This is a genomic window from Mycolicibacterium iranicum (assembly GCF_014190915.1).
GTDB lineage: Bacteria > Actinomycetota > Actinomycetes > Mycobacteriales > Mycobacteriaceae > Mycobacterium > Mycobacterium iranicum_B.
The window spans coordinates 114,841-130,142 of the sequence record NZ_JACHVU010000011.1 but is presented as its reverse complement, the minus strand read 5'-3'; the positions used below and the strand labels follow the sequence as shown (position 1 = coordinate 130,142).

Genomic DNA, 15,302 nt, shown 5'->3' with positions numbered 1-15,302 from the left:
GTCGCTAGGGTTCAACCGTGGCCGACGCCCCATTTCTGTTGTTGTCGATCCGCGGCGAGGACGAAGCCGCCGACGACGAGTACCGCGCGATGATGCGCTTCGCCGGTCTCGACGAGACGAGCATGCCGCGGATCCGGCTCACCCACCGCGAACTCGGACGCCTCGACCTCGCGGACTGGTCCGGCATCGTTCTGGGCGGCGGCCCGTACAACGTCAGCGACGACCCGGCCTCGAAATCGCCCACCCAGATCAGGGTCGAGGCCGAGCTGGCCGACCTGCTCGCCGACATCCTCGCCCGCGATTTCCCGTTCCTGGGCTGTTGCTACGGCATCGGCACCCTGGGGACCGCCGTCGGCGCGGTGATCGACCGCTCCCACAGCGAGCCGGTCGCCGGACTCACCGTCGAACTGACCGAGGAAGGGCGCAGTGATCCGCTCTTCGCCGGGCTGCCGGACACCTTCGACGCATTCGGCGGCCACAAGGAGTCGGCGGCGTCGCTGCCCTCGGGTGCTGCCCGGCTGGCCACCTCGGCGCACTGCCCGGTGCAGGCGTTCCGCGTGGGAGCCAATGTCTATGCGACGCAGTTCCATCCCGAGCTCGACCTCGACGGCATCTGCACCAGGATCGATGTGTACAAGGGCCACGGGTACTTCGCGCCGGAGACCGCCGAGCAGCTCAAGGATGCCGCACGCCGATACCGGGTGAGCCACCCGATGAAGATTCTGCGGACCTTCGTGCGCCGCTACTCGCGCCCGCTCTGACGCCTCAGCCCGCGCGCGCGGCCCGCCCGGCCACGACCTCGGCCTTCAGCGGAGCCAGACGGGCGCCGACCCGGTCCAGGACTGACCCGCGGACCCCGAGGTCGCTGAGCGTCTCCACGAGATGGTCGACGGCCCGGTCGAAATGACGCGGGGCGATGTCGAGATGGGAGTGGGCTTCTCGCATGTCCTGGACGAGTGCGGGTTCGTGTCCCCCGAGGGCGGCCGCCAGGAATGAGCGTTGACGCGCCTTCAGACGTTTCATGTCGACGCCGTCGAAGTAGTGACTGAGCCCGGGATCGGCGATCACTCTGCGGTAGAGGTCGTCCACCGCCGCGGTGACGGCCGCGGAGCCGCCGATCTGGTCGTAGATGCCCACGCTCGACAGAGTGGCCGTCCTCGGTAACACCCGGCATCGCGCCGTTTTGAGAACGCGTAAACGTGTCCTCACCGCAGGGTTGTACGGGCGGTGAGGACCAGCCGCGCCGAATCAGGCGATGCCGATTCAGGCGATGCCGAATCAGGGAATGTCGAACTGGGCACGTGCGATCTGGTCGACGAAGGGCGCCAACCGTGCCCGCAGTTCGTTGTGTGCGGCATCCTCGTCGTATCCGCGGTAGGCGGCGACGTCCTCGAAGTCGGCGACGATGACGAAATCCCAGTTCCCGTCGCGCAGTCCCGCATCCGTGCCCACGGTGTAGCGGACCGTACCCGGGCAATCGAGATTCCGCAGGCCCTCCTGGATCGCCGCCACCTCGGCGGCGTCGTAGCCCGTCGTCAGCTTGGCCAGAACCACGTTGCGGATCACCGGAAAACCATAACAGGGCTGGTGAACGCACTGGGGCGTCAGAACGGGTGCAGACGGGCGCTGATCAACGGGGCGATCTTCTCCGCCATGTAGGTGTGCCCGGCGTCGGTGGGATGGACGCCGTCCTTGCCGATCAGGTCGGGCCGACCCGCGAACCAGCGCGCGGCGAGAGGGTCGACGAACGTCGCCCCCGCCAGGTCGGCCTGGTAGCTCAGCACGTCGCGGATCCGCAGGATCTCCGGTGGCGGATCGGCGTCCGTCCAAGGCGGGCCGATGACGAGCAAGTCGGCCGAGCGTGCGATCTGGCGTGCCAGTCGCAGGGTGCCGTACATCGCGATCGACAACCGGGTCGGATCGACCTTCATGTCGTTGCGCGACCCGAAGAAGACCACAAGCACGTCGTCGGGTTTCACCGCGCGCACGGTCAGGTCCTCGAAGACTCCGCCGCGGTTGCCGCGGGTGCAGTAGCCGGCCCCACCCTCGGCCGCCACCGTCGGGGTCACGGCGATGCCGCCTTGGGCCAGTGCCCTCCAGACCTGGGGTGTCCAGCCCTGCGGGCCGTTACCGCCCTGATCGCTGCCGGTGGTGTACGAATCGCCGATCACGGCGATGCGGTTGCGCTCGAAATCGGCGAATCGCACGTCATGGTGCGCAACCTGGGGAACGGGCGCCGACGCGGAGCCCAGAAGCACCACGAGGGAAAGCACCACTGTCAGAACGCGACTCACTGGACCAGCCTAGGGTCGGCCGACTTCATTGCCCCGTCGACTCGCCGCTCGCGACGGTCAGCCGGCCCTCGCGGCGACCGACTGCAGCCTGCTCGCGGGCGCTTCCAGAGGCTGGGGCACCCGGGTGGGCGCCGGCTCGACCATGCGCCTCATCCACCGCCGGGCCGGCTCCTCCACCCCGTGGTAGAGCGCGGCCGCTGCGCCGCCGGCCAGCACGATCAATCCCAGGACGACGAGCTTGGCCCACCAGCTCGGGGTGAGCAGGATGTCGAACTGCAGCACCGCCCAGTTCCACGCCGTGTGCACGATCTCGTGGACCATGTAGAGGCCGAACGAGATGTGGCCGAGGTAGACCATGACCCGCGTCGACAGCAATGCGGGCAGGGTGCCCGCCCCGACCGACACCGTGACGACGAACGGCACGAAGAGGACGTCGACGAGACCGCCGGCGTCGAGCATGTCCCCGGGTGGGTAGGCGTCGAGGAGGTACAGCCCACCCACGATGACGGCGCAGATCGCCAGCGAGGTGAGGCCCGCGGTCTTCCTGGCCCGCTCGGAGAGCACCAGTTTGCGCACTGCCGCGCAGGCCAGGGCGCCCGCGGTGAACTGCATGATGATGCGCGGTAGCCAGCTCCACGGCGTGTAGAACACCCCGTGAGCCAGCAGCAGCAGCGTCGGAGCCAGCGCGGCCGCGACGGCCAGCCAGATCAGACCGCGCGCCCGGGTGGCCGACGCGATCCGGAAGATGATCAGCACCAGCCCGCCGAACAGCAGGTAGGCCAGCCATTCCGCGCTGATCGACCACGCCGGGCCGTTCCAGCTCGACCCGTCGAAATAGGGCTGGAACCACAGCTGGACGAGCAACACCTGCTTGAGCCAGCTCAACGCGTTCAGCGACTCGATGACCGGAGGTGGCAGGGGGAAGCCGCCCACATACAGCGTGAAGACGGCGAATGCGGCCGCCAGGTGCATCGTCACCAGGTACACCGGCCACACCCGGGCCAGCCGCAGCCACAGGAAGCGCAGGGTGTCCCGGGTCTTCCACGATTCGCCCATGCGGTCGAGATAGTTCCACGTCAGGACGAACCCGCTGAGAATGAAGAACAGGTCGACACCCTGGGCGCCGGCGTTCAGGATCGGGGCGAACGCACTGCTGAAACCCGGGGCGGCTTCGGCCAGCAGCGGCCGGAAGTGGAACAGGACGACCCAGAGAGCGGCGACGATGCGCAAGCCGGACAAGGCTTTGATCTCTCCGCTGCGCACACAACTCATTTCGTCAAAATTGTTCGATCGTCTTTTTCGGGCGGCAGTCATCGGGTTGGCTCGTCAGCGACGCTCGGCAGACCGGCCTCCGTGGAGGCATCGGCTACGGCAGGACCACCTCCCCGTCGTGGCCGGCGACCGGTCGGAGATTACCAGCGCCGGTTCGGCAACGGCGGCACGCAACGCCGCGGATGTGTTGTCCACACGGTAAGGGGCCCAGGTATTCTCCTGAGAATTGTCAATCGAACATATAGGCCCGCGCACTGCGCGCGCGCCGGCAAGGGTGCCGGGAATCATGCTTGCCCCCAGTAACAGCGCGGCGCTGTCGCTGCTCCTGGTCGAAGACGATCGGGCAGACGCCATCCTGGTCGAGGAACTGATCGCCGATGCCGGCGTCCCGATGGACGTGGTGTGGGCCGAATCGATGGCCAAGGCCGAACAGGAGATCGCCCTCGCCCGGCCCGACTGCATCCTGCTCGATCTCCATCTGCACGACACCGACGGGATCAACGGCCTCAACCGCATCGCCACACAGGACAACACCATCCCGGTCGTCGTCCTGACCGGGTTGAACGACGAGCACGTCGGGGTGTCCGCGGTATCGGCCGGAGCGCAGGACTACCTGATCAAGGACCGGGTAGACCCCGAGGTGCTGAGGCGCGCCGTGCTGTACGCCATCGAACGCAAGCGTGCCGAGCTCACCTCCGTCGACCTGCAGGCCAGCCAGCTGCGGGCCCGCGAGAACGCCCGGCTGGAACGGGGTCTGCTCCCCTCGCCGCTCCTGCTCGACAACCCGGGCGTCGAGATCGTCAGCCAGTACCGGCCCAGTCGCGAGAACGCGCTGCTCGGCGGCGACTTCTACGACTTCGTCCAGACCCCCGACCGCACCGTGCACGTGATGATCGGCGACGTGTCGGGCCACGGACCCGACGAAGCGGCCCTCGGGGTGGCGCTGCGCATCGCCTGGCGGGCGCTGACCTTCGCGGGTCTGCACGGCTCTGACCGGATGAACCAGCTCGAACGCATCCTGCGCGCCGAGCGTGCGGGCCGGGGGATCTTCGCCACGGTGCTCAGCCTGAGGATCCCGCCGGAGGGGTCCGTGATCACCGCTGTGCGTGCCGGGCACCCGGGGATGCTGCTGCACGGCGGCGGCACGGTCGAATGGGTGGAGCCCGCCGGCGGCCCGGCGCTCGGGCTGCACGGCCGCGATTGGACACCGCAGCAGGTCGAGCTGCCCGAAGGCAAAGGTCTGGTCTTGCTCACCGACGGACTGTTCGAAGGTCACATCGGCCGCGGCAACGAGCGTCTGGGCGAGGCCGGGCTGCTCGAGCTCGCCCGCACCCTCGCGCACCTGCCGGGCCGGGCGTTCGTGGACGCGTTGATCGACGCCGTGGAGGAGCGCGCGGCGTCCGACGGCGGCATCAGCGACGACATCGCGGTGGTGCGGGTCGAACGGGTGACGCACTCGTGAGCGAGGATCACCAGCGGCGCCGCCGGGTCGCCGCGGGCCTGACCGTGCAGGGCTGGCAGTACGTGGTGCTGTCGGTGATGGGGCTGGTCGTGCTGATCGGCGGTATCACCGTCGCCGTGCTGCTGAACCGCACCGACCAGGTCACCGCGCAGCTCATCGACCACCTCGGGCCGGCGCGCGTTGCGGCCTATCAACTTCAGGCTGCCCTGCGGGACCAGGAGACGGCCGTGCGTGGGTACGCGATCGCCGCGGACCGTCAGTTCCTCCAGCCCTACGACGACGGCAGGGTCACCGAGCAGCAGGTGTCGGCCGATCTGCGGGTGCACGAGCAGGACCGCCCGGACCTGCTGGACGATCTCGATGCGTTGGAGCAGGCCTCCGGATCCTGGCGCACGAACTACGCCGAGCCGGTCATCGCGTCGGTGACGCCGGGGCGCCCCGCGGTCGTGCCCCCCGAGCTGACGGCCATCGGCAAGACCGAGTTCGACCGGCTGCGCTCGCTGTTCCAGACCCAGAACGCCCACCTCGTCGAAGCGCGCAACGAAGCCGTGGCGGAGCTCGACTCGATCCGCACCGTGCGCAACGCCGTGCTGACCGCGATGCTGCTCGCGTTCGCGCTGACGATCGTCGGGCTGGCCGTGCTGACCCGCCGCGCCCTCGTGCGTCCCCTGTCGGCCCTGGCCGCAGCGTGCCGGCGGATCGCCGGCGGGAGCTTCTCCGAACGCATCGAGCCCCAGGGCCCGAAGGACATCCGCGGTATCGCCGCCGACGTGGAGTACATGCGGCTGCGCATCGTCGAAGAGCTGGACGCCTCGAGGGCGGCGGCCGAAGCGCTCGACATCCACGCCGAGGAGCTGCGCCGTTCCAACGCCGAACTCGAGCAGTTCGCCTACGTCGCCTCTCATGACCTGCAGGAACCCCTGCGCAAGGTCGCGTCGTTCTGTCAGCTCCTGGAGAAGAGATACGGCGACAAGCTCGACGACCGCGGGATCGAGTACATCGGTTTCGCGGTCGACGGCGCCAAGCGGATGCAGGTGCTGATCAACGACCTGTTGACGTTCTCCCGGGTCGGCAGGCTCAACGCCACCGAGGACCACGTCGACCTCGGCGCCGCGGTGGACGCCGCGCTGTCGAACCTGGCCACCGCCGTCGGCGAGTCGGGTGCGGTCATCGACCTGCCGGCCGACGGCCTGCCGACCATCAAGGGCGACCCGACGCTGCTGACGATGCTGTGGCAGAACCTGATCGGCAACGCGGTCAAGTTCCGTCGCGAGGGCGTGCCGCCGCACATCACGGTCGACTGTGTTCCCAGCGAGGATCCCGACGAGCAGAGTTGGTCGTTCACCGTGACCGACAACGGCATCGGCATCGCCCCCGAGTTCAGCGACAAGGTATTCGTGATCTTCCAGCGGTTGCACGGGCGCGACGCCTACAGCGGAACGGGTATCGGGCTCGCGCTGTGCAAGAAGATCGTCGAACACCACGGCGGCACCATCTGGATCGACACGGCCTACACCGAAGGCACCCGGTTCCGGTTCACCCTTCCGGTCGCGGTGAATGACACGACCGACACCGTCCTGGAAGGATCGGCTTCATGACACCGGCTGAACGCGCCATCGACGTCCTGCTCATCGAGGATGACCCCGGTGATGAGCTCATCACCCGCGAAGCGTTCGAGCACAACAAGATCAAGAACACCCTGCATGTGGCCCACGATGGCGAGGAAGGCCTCGACTTCCTGTACAAGCGGGGTCCCTACGAGGGTGCACCGCGACCGGACCTCATCCTGCTCGACCTGAACCTGCCGAAGTACGACGGCCGCCAGCTGCTGGAGCAGATCAAGTCCGATCCCGACCTCAGTGCCATCCCGGTCGTCGTGCTCACCACGTCCTCGGCGGAAGAGGACATCCTGCGAAGCTACAAGCTGCACGCCAACGCCTATGTCACCAAGCCCGTCGATCTCGATCAGTTCATGAACGCGGTGCGCCAGATCGACGAGTTCTTCGTCCAGGTGGTCCGTCTCCCCCAGTTCTGACGTGGACCTCCCCCGCCCGGATCCGGGTGTTGCGCACCTGGCCGACGTCGCCCCGTCGGTGCTGGCCGCGATGGGGACAGCGGGATTCACGCCGCGGATCCCCCTCCCGTACGACGTGGCGGGAGCGTGCGTGCTGCTCGTCGACGGGCTGGGCGCCGACCTCCTCGACACCTATGCCGCCGATGCCCCCGTGCTGGCCTCCCTGCGGGGGATCTCCCTGCAGGTCGGTTTCCCGGCGACCACGGCTGCCGGCCTGGCGGCCATCGGCACGGGGTGCCGATCGGGTGAACACGGCATGGTCGGGATGACGTTCCGCCTGCCGGACGTCGGGGTGGTGAACGCGCTGAGGTGGTCTCCCCATCCGGGTGCGGTGGACCTGCGCGAACGGGCCAAACCGGAGGAGGTCCAGCCCCGGGCGACGGTGTTCGAGACGGCGGCGGCCGCCGGGGTCGCCGTGAGCGTCATCTCCGGCGCCCACTTCGCGGGGTCCGGGTTGACGCGGGCGGTGCTGCGCGGCGGCACCTATGTGGGCGTCCACACGATGGGAGACCTGGCCTCGACGGTCCGCTCCGTGCTGGCCGACCGTGGCTTCTGCTATGGCTATCACGGAGATCTCGACCTCGTGGGCCACCTGCACGGCCCGGGGTCGCAGGCCTGGCGGCTGCAGCTACGGCAGGTCGACAAGCTGGTGGAATCGATCGTCGAGGGGCTGCCGAGCGGAGGTCTGCTCGCCGTCGTCGCCGACCACGGAATGGTGGCCCTCGACGAGAACGTCGTGGATCTCGACGTCACCGAGGCGCTGCACGACGGCACCGAGGCCATCGGAGGCGAGGTGCGAGCCCGCCACATCTACACCCGGGACGGCGCGCTGGAGGATGTGCTGGCGACCTGGCAGACCGTCCTGGGCGAGCGGGCCTGGGTGGTCACCCGCGACGAGGCGATCGACGCCGGCTGGTTCGGCGAACGCGTCAGCGACGCCGTCCGCCCGAGGATCGGTGACGTCATCGCGGCCGCGAGGGGACGCGCCGGCATGCTCCGACGCGGCACCGAGCCCGTCGAGTCTTCGCTGGTAGGCCAGCATGGCTCGCTCACCTCGGCCGAGCAGCGGATCCCTCTGCTGATCGCCCACCGCGCGCCCGCGGCGGCCTGACATACGGCCGCGTGTCGGCAAACTCCTGGCAGATACTGGCGGAACGTCGCCAATTCAGGTGTGTTGTGGTCCGAATGCTTTGCGGCTCAGGCGGTTCGGATCGTAGTGACGGGAATCGGGTGCGACGGTCGAATCAGTCTCATGGACGGCTCTTTTCGTGACGTCACCGCGGCTGACATGCGAATTGTGCCCGCAGTCACAGATTTTGACCGTATTAGAGACCCTCTGTTAACGTCCGGCCGCATGTTTGCTCTCGCAACTCTCTTGACGCTTGTCAACCAGGTTTCGGGAACTCCGTACGTGTCCGGCGGGGACTCCCCGTCGGGAACGGATTGTTCTGGCCTGGTGTCGTGGGTGACCAACGCCGCCACCGGAAGGCCGGTCTACGGCGACAGGTTCCACACCGGGAACATCGAGAGCGCACTGCTGGCGCGCGGATTCCAGTACGGCACCCAACCGGGTGCTCTCGTGGTTGGCTGGAACGGTGGGCACACCGCGGTGACCCTGCCGGACGGCACCCCGGTGTCCTCGGGCGAAGGGGGCGGTGTCAAGGTCGGCGGCGGCGGCGCCTATCAGGACCAGTTCACCAACCACATGTTCCTGCCCATGCCCGCCAACGCCGCGCCTGCGCTCGACCCGCTGCTGGCCCCGCCGATCAACCAGCTGCCTCCCCTGGGGGCGCCGCTTCCCCCGCCTCCGCCGCCGGGGGCACCGCTTCCGCCGCCCCCGCCGCCGGGTGCTCCGGTCGTCCAGATGGGCCAGGACGCCGTCCTGCCCCCGGGCGGTCCGCTGCCCCCGCCCCCGATCGGCGCGCCGATCCCACCCCCGCCCCCCGGGATGCCGGTCCCGCCGCCCCCGCCGGGCGCGCCGCTGCCGCCTCCGCCGCCGGGAGCGCCGGCCTGACTCCGACCTCCGGGCGATAGCGTTGCGCCGTGATCGTGCTGCTCCCCCCGTCGGAGACCAAGCGCCCCGGCGGTGACGGCCCGCCGCTGGCGCTGGACATCCTGAGCTCCCCGGCCCTGACCGCGACCCGCGCAGAACTCGTCGACGACCTCGTCCGGCTCGCCGCCGATCGTCCTGCCAGCCGCAAGGCCCTCGGCATCTCCGCCTCGCAGGACGGGGAGATCGACCGCAACGCGGCGCTGCGCGCGGCGCCGACGCTCCCCGCGATCCACCGCTACACGGGCGTGCTCTACGACGCGCTCGACGTCGGGTCGCTGAAGGGTGCGGCCGTTGCCCGGGCCGCGGCCCGCCTGGCCGTCGTGTCGGCGCTGTTCGGTCTGGTCCGCGCCGACGACCAGATCCCCGCCTACCGGCTGTCCGCCGGATCGAAGCTTCCGGGCCGACCGACGCTGGCCGCCCGCTGGAAGCCGAGCCTGGAGCCCGTCCTGGCCGAACTGGCGGGCCGTGAACTGGTCGTGGATCTGCGGTCGGGGTCCTACGCCGCCCTCGGCAAGGTGCCCGGAGCCGTCACCGTCGACGTGACGGCCGAGCATCCCGACGGGCGACGCAGCACCGTCAGCCACTTCAACAAAGCCCACAAGGGTCGCCTCGCGCGTGCCCTGGCCTCCACCCGCGCCGAACCGGGTGATGCGGCCGCGGTGGCCACGGTGGCGCGGCGGGCCGACATGCGCGTCGAACGACGCGGCGATCACCTGACCGTCGTGGTGCCCGCCTGAACTAGATGGGGACCACGAAGTTCGTGGTGTAGAACTCCTCGGGAAGCTGAGAGAACTGGCCGGGCCGGGTCAGCGACACCCAGGCCCCCGTCGCGCCGGGCGCTTTCGGGGCACGCACCGTCGCCGACCCCGCCCCGGCGGCATCGGTGAACAGCGTCGTGCCCGCCACCCCCGGGTCCCCGGGGTTGCACGGCTGCGCCGACGGTCGATCCACCTGGATCAGCTTGAGGTCGTAGCGGGTGTTGGCCGCCCCGGTGGCGAACAGGATGTCGGCCACCACCTCGCCGCCCTCGACCCGCAGACTTCCGGACGGGCGGCCGTAGAACGCCGGTCCGAAGTACTGGAACTCGGTGAAATCGCAGCGCCGCAACGTCTGCTGGAACGGAAGGGGCGTGGGCCCCGCGCCCGGGGCGGCCGCCGCCGGCCCCACACCCGCAGTCGCGGCCAGGGCCCCCGAGACGGCGACGAAGGCTGCGGCGGCCAGAGCGGTTGTGCGCATGTCGTGGTTCCCCTGTCCTGTGTGGTGCGGCCAGCACCGGATGCCGACGCTCAAGCACAGGTTAGATGCCCGATCAGGCTGCGCGTAACCCTTCGGCCCCGTGCCGTTGACGCCGTGGTTCCGACACGGGAGACTTCGCCCCGATGTCGACACTGTGGGTGTATGTGCGAATCCAGTTGATGATGTTCGTGTTCGGCATCGTCGGCCCGATCTTCCTGATCGGCTACTTCGCCTCGGCGCCGGATCCTGCGCTGCGGTGGATGTATTGGTGGGGCCTGTTCATCACCGCCGCCGACATCCTCATCGCGCTGCAGATGACCGAATGGGTGGTGGCCAAGGACCAGGAGGTCGCCGAGAAGGCCCTGCAGAAAGCGGCCGAGAAGCGCCGGGCTCAGGAGGCCTGACCCGTGTCGTATCCGGGCTTCGCACAGCCTCCCGCACCACGCGGGCGTTCCGGCGTGGACATCGCGATCTCCGTCGCCGCGCTCGTGTTGACGGTGCTCCTCGGGGCCGCGGCGTCGTTCCTGGGGCTGTTCTCGCTGGCATTCCTCGATCACTGCCCGCCTGCCAGCTGCAGCGTCTACGGCGCGGTCGAGGCGGTGTTCACCTCGTTGTTCGCCGCAGCCGGCATCGGCGTGATCGGGCTGATCGTGACGGTGGTCCAGTTGATCCGGCGCAAGACCGCCTGGCCCTTCGCCGTCGGCACCTTCGCGCTCTGCGCCGCGGCGATCCTGGTGGGTGTCGTGGCGTATTCGGCCGCCGTCGGCTGACGGCCTCGGCGTGCGCCCGGGTTGCCTGTGCCCGCACCCGGGCAGCATGATCCGCGTCATGGACACCTCTGCGGCCCTGGAACTGGCAGACATCGATGCGCTCGGACAGGGCGCCCTGCTCGCCGCCGGTGACCTGAGCGCGGTCGAACTGCTGGAGGCGGCCATTCTGCGGCTCGAGGCGGGTCGCGCGCTGAACGCCGTCATCACCGACCTGTTCGACAGGGGTCGGGAGCAGGCCGCCGCGCTGGACGAATCGGGCCGGTTGCGCTCCGGGCAGGCGGGACCACTGGCGGGAGTTCCCTTTCTGCTCAAGGACCTCGGCGCCTCGCTCGGCGGAGCGCCCGAGGCGATGGGCTCGCGGGCGCTGCGCGGCCACGTCGCCACCGAGAACGCCTGGATCGTCGACCGCTACCTGGAGGCGGGACTGGTGGTCTTCGGCAAGACCAACACCCCCGAGTGGGGAAACCACTGCACGACCGAGCCGTCGTTGTTCGGGCCGACCGTCAACCCGTGGTCGCCGACGGTCACCCCGGGCGGGTCCAGCGGTGGTTCGGCGGCCGCGGTGGCCGCCGGGATCGTGCCCGCGGCGTCCGGCGGGGACGGCACCGGATCCATCCGCGTGCCCGCGGCGTGCTGCGGCCTCGTGGGCCTCAAGCCGCGACGGGGCCGCACCTCGTTCGGCCCCGCCGCCGGCCACGGACTGGAAGGTCTGGTCAACGAGCACGCGCTGACCCGGACCGTGCGCGACAGCGCTGCGCTGCTCGACGCCGTCACCGGCGTCGGCGTGGGCGACCCCTACTCGGCTCCGATGCCCTCCGGGCCGTTTCTGAATGCACTTGCCGAAGTGCCTGCGGCGCAACGGATCACGCTTGCCACCGGGTCGCCGTTCCCGGGCCCGGCCACCGATGCCGCGGTGGTGGCCGCGGTCGAACGGGTCGGTGCCGTGCTCGGCGACCTCGGCCACCGTGTCGAGCCGGGCACTCCCACCGTCGACGCGGATGCGGTGGCCGAGGCCATCGCCGTGCTCCATACGGTCAGCAACGCCCAGCTCTACGAGCTCGCCTGCGAGGTCCTGGGCAGGGAGCCGCGCGAGGACGAGTTCGAGCCGAGCACCTGGGAGATGATGCGCGAAGGGTTCACGACGACGGGCACGGAGTATGCGGGCGCGATCGCGACCGTGCACGCACAGACGCGCCGGTTCGCCGCGCAGATGGCCGGGGCCGACGTGCTGCTGGTGCCCACGCTGCTGACGGGGCCGCCGCCCTACGGCCTGCTGGACCAGCCGCGCGGAAGCACCCGGGCGTTCTTCGACGTCGAGTTCGCGACCACCGGCTGGACGTCGCTGGCCAATGTCACCGGCTGGGCCGCGATGTCGCTGCCGCTCGGGGTCAGCGACGCCGGACTGCCCCTCGGGGTGCAGCTGATGGCTCCCGACGAGGCGATCCTGCTGACGCTGGCTGCGCAACTCGAAACGGCGCTACCGTGGGCCGACCGTCGCCCTCCGGGATGGGTCGGCGGCCCGTGACCGACACGGGCTGCGCACGGTCTCCGACATCCGTGAGCTGACGCCGGCCCGCTCGCACCATCGTCACGCTGTGCATCGGTGCCCCGCATCTTCGCCCGAGCCGATCGAGCGCCCCACCGAGGCGTGCGACACTTTCGCGCATGGCACTGGAGATCGCGCGCCCCAAACTCGAGGGCAACGTCCTGGTCGGGTCCGACCGTCGGCTCGGTTTCGCCGAGTTCGGCGACCCGCAGGGGCGGGCGGTCTTCTGGCTGCACGGCACCCCGGGTGCCCGGCGTCAGATCCCGGTGGAGGCCCGCGTGTTCGCCGAGCAGAACCGCATCCGGCTCATCGGCGTGGACCGTCCCGGCATCGGCTCGTCGTCGCCGCACGAGTACGAGAAGGTCATCGACTTCGCCGACGATCTGCGGGTCATCGCCGACACCCTGGGCATCGACAAGATGGAGATCATCGGACTGTCCGGCGGCGGTCCCTACACGCTGGGCTGCGCGGCGGCGATGCCAGACCGTGTCGTCGCCGTCGGCATCCTCGGCGGGGTCGCCCCGACCCGCGGCCCCGACGGCATCGGCGGGGGCGTCATGGGCAAGGTCGGACTCCCGGTGGCGCCGCTCCTCGAGCATGTGGGGACGTCGCTGAGCTTCGTGGCCACCGGTCTGATCCGCCTCATCAAGCCGGTCGCCGAGCCCGCCCTGTACCTGTACGCGAGCATCTCCCCGGAAGGGGATCGCCGGCTGCTGGTGCGCCCCGAGTTCAAGGCGATGTTCCTCGACGATCTGCTCAACGGCAGCCGCAAACAGCTGGCCGCCCCGTTCGCCGACGTCGTGGTGTTCGCCCGGGACTGGGGCTTCCGGCTCGACGAGGTCAAGGTGCCGGTCCGGTGGTGGCACGGCGACTGCGACCACATCGTGCCGTTCGAACACGGTGAGCACGTCGTGGCACTGCTGCCCGATGCCGAGTTCTACCCCCTGCCCGGCGAGAGCCACCTGGGCGGCCTGGGCGAGGCCGAGGCCATCATGCAGGCCATGAGCGACCTCTGGGACGCCAAAGACCAGCGTTAGCGCTTCAGCCAGCCCCGCACCGTCGAGAGATCCCTGCTGTAGGTCTGCATGAAATCGTCGTGGTAGAGCGTGCCGCCACTGATGGTCGTCTCGCCCTGCCACACCACGTGGATGCGGACGATGCCTTTGTCGAAGTAGTCGCTGCGGTCGGCGACGCGGTGATTCCAACCGGCCGCTTCGGCAAGCGCCGAGACCGCCTGTCGTTCGTCGGTGTCAACCATCGGTGTGCTTCTCCATAGATCTCTGGCTGGTGGTGGACCCACCCTAGCTGTCGCCGGTGAGTGCCCGGCGCAGCAGATGCAGTGCCACGGTGGTCGACCGCTCGCGGACATCGGATCGGTCGCCGGGCAGCCGCATCGTGCGGGTGAGGGTGGCGCCCTCGGTCAGGGCCACCGAGAAGCACACGGTGCCGACCGGCTTGGCCTCCGACCCGCCGCCGGGCCCGGCGATGCCGGTGATCGCCACCGCGGTGTCGGCGCCGAACCGCTGCAGCACTCCTGCGGCCATCGCCTCGGCCACCGGTTCGGAGACGGCGCCGTGCTCGTCGATCAGTGCGGCGTCCACACCGAGCAGGTCGGTCTTGGCGGCGTTCGAATACACGACCACGCCGCCGGCGACGTACGCGGACGACCCGGCGCGCTCGGTGAGTCTGGCCGCCAGCAGCCCCGCCGTGCAGGATTCGGCGGTCGCGATGCGGCGCCCGGCGAGCAGGCCGGCGATCTGATCGTCGACGAGCGCTCCGTCTTCGGAGAACAGCGCGCGACCGTGCCTTTCGCGCAAGACGTCGAGCAGACCCGCGTAGGCCGCCGCAGCCTCCTCGGATTCGGGCTCGTACCGCGTGACGATCTCGAGCTCACCGCGCCGCAGGCACGTCGTGATCTCCAGGCGGTCGAAGCCGGCGACGCTGCGCTCGGCGTCCCGCAGCGTCTCGGCGAGTCCGGATTCGGGTAGGCCGAACATCCGGATCGTCTGTTGCCGGTAGTGGGTGCGGCCGGCGATCGCGGCCTGCACCTCCGGGGTCGCCACGGCCGTCTGCCACATGGGCTGCAGCTCGCGCGGCGGGCCGGGCAGCACCACGACGGTCGGGGTGCCGGGCACCACCACACCCGGCGCGGTTCCGACCGGGTCGAGGATGACAGCGCCCGCCGGCACCAGCGCCTGCTTGCGGTTCGCCGCGATCACCGCCTCGGCGTCCACATCCGGGAACCGGGCCATCAGGCGCGTGACGATGTCGCCGATCGTGGCTTCCAGACCTGCGTCGAGCACCAGTTCGCGGCCGCAGAACCGGGACACGATCTCGACGGTCATGTCGTCGGCGGTCGGGCCAAGGCCGCCGCTGGTGATGATCAGGTCGACGCCCTGCTCGGCGAGGAAGCGGAGCTGGGCCTCGATGTCGGCGGGCCGGTCACCGCACAGGGTGATGTGGCCCAGCTCGACACCCAGTTCCAGCAGCCGGTCGGCGAGCCAGGGGCCGTTGCGGTCCTGGACGCGTCCGGTGAGGACCTCGGTCCCCGTCACCACGATTCCGGCCCTCACGCTCACGACACCCGACCTTACG

Annotated in this window: 18 protein-coding genes; 11 read left to right on the top strand and 7 right to left on the bottom strand. The window is 69.8% G+C overall.

Features of this window, described 5'->3' with window-relative positions; all coding sequences use genetic code 11:
* Positions 1 to 17 precede the first annotated feature (17 nt).
* Positions 18 to 761 (top strand): glutamine amidotransferase, encoded by a 744-nt coding sequence (locus FHR72_RS20980; RefSeq protein WP_183471741.1) that lies wholly within the window; start codon positions 18 to 20, stop codon positions 759 to 761.
* A gap of 4 nt (positions 762 to 765) precedes the next feature.
* On the opposite strand, the gene FHR72_RS20975 is transcribed toward FHR72_RS20980, so the two are convergent.
* The 4 genes from FHR72_RS20975 to FHR72_RS20960 all read right to left on the bottom strand — a co-directional run bounded on the left by FHR72_RS20975 (position 766) and on the right by FHR72_RS20960 (position 3,566).
* Positions 766 to 1,137, bottom strand: a complete 372-nt coding sequence (locus FHR72_RS20975; RefSeq protein ID WP_183471739.1) for a group I truncated hemoglobin — start codon at positions 1,135 to 1,137, stop codon at positions 766 to 768.
* Positions 1,138 to 1,278: 141 nt separating this feature from the next.
* Entirely contained in the window at positions 1,279 to 1,566 is a 288-nt protein-coding gene (locus FHR72_RS20970) for a Dabb family protein (RefSeq protein ID WP_183471737.1), read from the bottom strand.
* Positions 1,567 to 1,604: 38 nt separating this feature from the next.
* On the bottom strand, positions 1,605 to 2,294 hold the full coding sequence (locus FHR72_RS20965; RefSeq protein ID WP_183471736.1) for an Rv0518 family GDSL lipase: 690 nt from the start codon (positions 2,292 to 2,294) through the stop codon (positions 1,605 to 1,607).
* 57 nt (positions 2,295 to 2,351) lie between these two features.
* Positions 2,352 to 3,566 (bottom strand): acyltransferase family protein, encoded by a 1,215-nt coding sequence (locus FHR72_RS20960; protein ID WP_183471734.1) that lies wholly within the window; start codon positions 3,564 to 3,566, stop codon positions 2,352 to 2,354.
* Between the two features lie 286 nt (positions 3,567 to 3,852).
* Here FHR72_RS20960 and FHR72_RS20955 point away from each other — a divergent pair, with 286 nt between their 5' ends.
* The 6 genes from FHR72_RS20955 to yaaA all read left to right on the top strand — a co-directional run bounded on the left by FHR72_RS20955 (position 3,853) and on the right by yaaA (position 9,892).
* Positions 3,853 to 5,028: a PP2C family protein-serine/threonine phosphatase gene (locus FHR72_RS20955; RefSeq protein ID WP_183471732.1), complete on the top strand. Its 1,176-nt coding sequence runs from the start codon at positions 3,853 to 3,855 to the stop codon at positions 5,026 to 5,028.
* 77 nt (positions 5,029 to 5,105) lie between these two features.
* Positions 5,106 to 6,626 (top strand): sensor histidine kinase, encoded by a 1,521-nt coding sequence (locus FHR72_RS20950; protein ID WP_183471863.1) that lies wholly within the window; start codon positions 5,106 to 5,108, stop codon positions 6,624 to 6,626.
* Positions 6,623 to 7,063: a response regulator gene (locus FHR72_RS20945; RefSeq protein WP_183471730.1), complete on the top strand. Its 441-nt coding sequence runs from the start codon at positions 6,623 to 6,625 to the stop codon at positions 7,061 to 7,063. The genes FHR72_RS20950 and FHR72_RS20945 overlap by 4 nt, the downstream gene beginning before the upstream one ends.
* Before the next feature lies 1 nt (position 7,064).
* On the top strand, positions 7,065 to 8,213 hold the full coding sequence (locus FHR72_RS20940; protein WP_183471728.1) for an alkaline phosphatase family protein: 1,149 nt from the start codon (positions 7,065 to 7,067) through the stop codon (positions 8,211 to 8,213).
* Between the two features lie 243 nt (positions 8,214 to 8,456).
* Complete coding sequence (locus FHR72_RS20935; RefSeq protein ID WP_183471726.1) at positions 8,457 to 9,116, top strand: NlpC/P60 family protein; 660 nt, start codon at positions 8,457 to 8,459, stop codon at positions 9,114 to 9,116.
* 29 nt (positions 9,117 to 9,145) lie between these two features.
* A complete protein-coding gene (gene yaaA, locus FHR72_RS20930) occupies positions 9,146 to 9,892 on the top strand; it encodes a peroxide stress protein YaaA (RefSeq protein WP_183471724.1) in 747 nt (248 codons plus the stop codon).
* A 1-nt stretch (position 9,893) separates the two neighbouring features.
* Here yaaA and FHR72_RS20925 read toward each other — a convergent pair whose 3' ends face one another.
* Positions 9,894 to 10,391 carry a hypothetical protein gene (locus FHR72_RS20925; protein WP_183471722.1) on the bottom strand — a complete coding sequence of 166 codons (498 nt, stop codon included), beginning with the start codon at positions 10,389 to 10,391 and terminating at the stop codon, positions 9,894 to 9,896.
* A gap of 143 nt (positions 10,392 to 10,534) precedes the next feature.
* Between FHR72_RS20925 and FHR72_RS20920 the strand changes: the two genes are divergently transcribed.
* The 4 genes from FHR72_RS20920 to FHR72_RS20905 all read left to right on the top strand — a co-directional run bounded on the left by FHR72_RS20920 (position 10,535) and on the right by FHR72_RS20905 (position 13,744).
* On the top strand, positions 10,535 to 10,795 hold the full coding sequence (locus FHR72_RS20920) for a hypothetical protein (RefSeq protein ID WP_183471720.1): 261 nt from the start codon (positions 10,535 to 10,537) through the stop codon (positions 10,793 to 10,795).
* Positions 10,796 to 10,849: 54 nt separating this feature from the next.
* Positions 10,850 to 11,161 (top strand): hypothetical protein, encoded by a 312-nt coding sequence (locus FHR72_RS20915; RefSeq protein ID WP_311736216.1) that lies wholly within the window; start codon positions 10,850 to 10,852, stop codon positions 11,159 to 11,161.
* Positions 11,162 to 11,219: 58 nt separating this feature from the next.
* On the top strand, positions 11,220 to 12,686 hold the full coding sequence (locus FHR72_RS20910; RefSeq protein ID WP_183471716.1) for an amidase: 1,467 nt from the start codon (positions 11,220 to 11,222) through the stop codon (positions 12,684 to 12,686).
* A 140-nt stretch (positions 12,687 to 12,826) separates the two neighbouring features.
* A complete protein-coding gene (locus FHR72_RS20905) occupies positions 12,827 to 13,744 on the top strand; it encodes an alpha/beta fold hydrolase (protein WP_183471714.1) in 918 nt (305 codons plus the stop codon).
* Here FHR72_RS20905 and FHR72_RS20900 read toward each other — a convergent pair.
* Complete coding sequence (locus tag FHR72_RS20900) at positions 13,741 to 13,965, bottom strand: hypothetical protein (RefSeq protein ID WP_183471712.1); 225 nt, start codon at positions 13,963 to 13,965, stop codon at positions 13,741 to 13,743. The two genes, FHR72_RS20905 and FHR72_RS20900, sit on opposite strands and share 4 nt — an antisense overlap.
* 43 nt (positions 13,966 to 14,008) lie before the next feature.
* Positions 14,009 to 15,286: a competence/damage-inducible protein A gene (locus FHR72_RS20895; RefSeq protein ID WP_183471710.1), complete on the bottom strand. Its 1,278-nt coding sequence runs from the start codon at positions 15,284 to 15,286 to the stop codon at positions 14,009 to 14,011.
* Positions 15,287 to 15,302: the final 16 nt, after the last annotated feature.

Coding starts and splice junctions, on each gene's coding strand:
- FHR72_RS20905 (WP_183471714.1), top strand. CDS start 12,827: ATGGCACTGGAGATCGCGCGCCCCAAACTCGAGGGCAACGTCCTGGTC.
- FHR72_RS20925 (WP_183471722.1), bottom strand. CDS start 10,391: ATGCGCACAACCGCTCTGGCCGCCGCAGCCTTCGTCGCCGTCTCGGGG.
- FHR72_RS20955 (WP_183471732.1), top strand. CDS start 3,853: ATGCTTGCCCCCAGTAACAGCGCGGCGCTGTCGCTGCTCCTGGTCGAA.
- FHR72_RS20920 (WP_183471720.1), top strand. CDS start 10,535: ATGTCGACACTGTGGGTGTATGTGCGAATCCAGTTGATGATGTTCGTG.
- FHR72_RS20945 (WP_183471730.1), top strand. CDS start 6,623: ATGACACCGGCTGAACGCGCCATCGACGTCCTGCTCATCGAGGATGAC.
- FHR72_RS20950 (WP_183471863.1), top strand. CDS start 5,106: ATGGGGCTGGTCGTGCTGATCGGCGGTATCACCGTCGCCGTGCTGCTG.
- FHR72_RS20900 (WP_183471712.1), bottom strand. CDS start 13,965: ATGGTTGACACCGACGAACGACAGGCGGTCTCGGCGCTTGCCGAAGCG.
- FHR72_RS20960 (WP_183471734.1), bottom strand. CDS start 3,566: ATGAGTTGTGTGCGCAGCGGAGAGATCAAAGCCTTGTCCGGCTTGCGC.
- FHR72_RS20910 (WP_183471716.1), top strand. CDS start 11,220: ATGGACACCTCTGCGGCCCTGGAACTGGCAGACATCGATGCGCTCGGA.
- FHR72_RS20935 (WP_183471726.1), top strand. CDS start 8,457: ATGTTTGCTCTCGCAACTCTCTTGACGCTTGTCAACCAGGTTTCGGGA.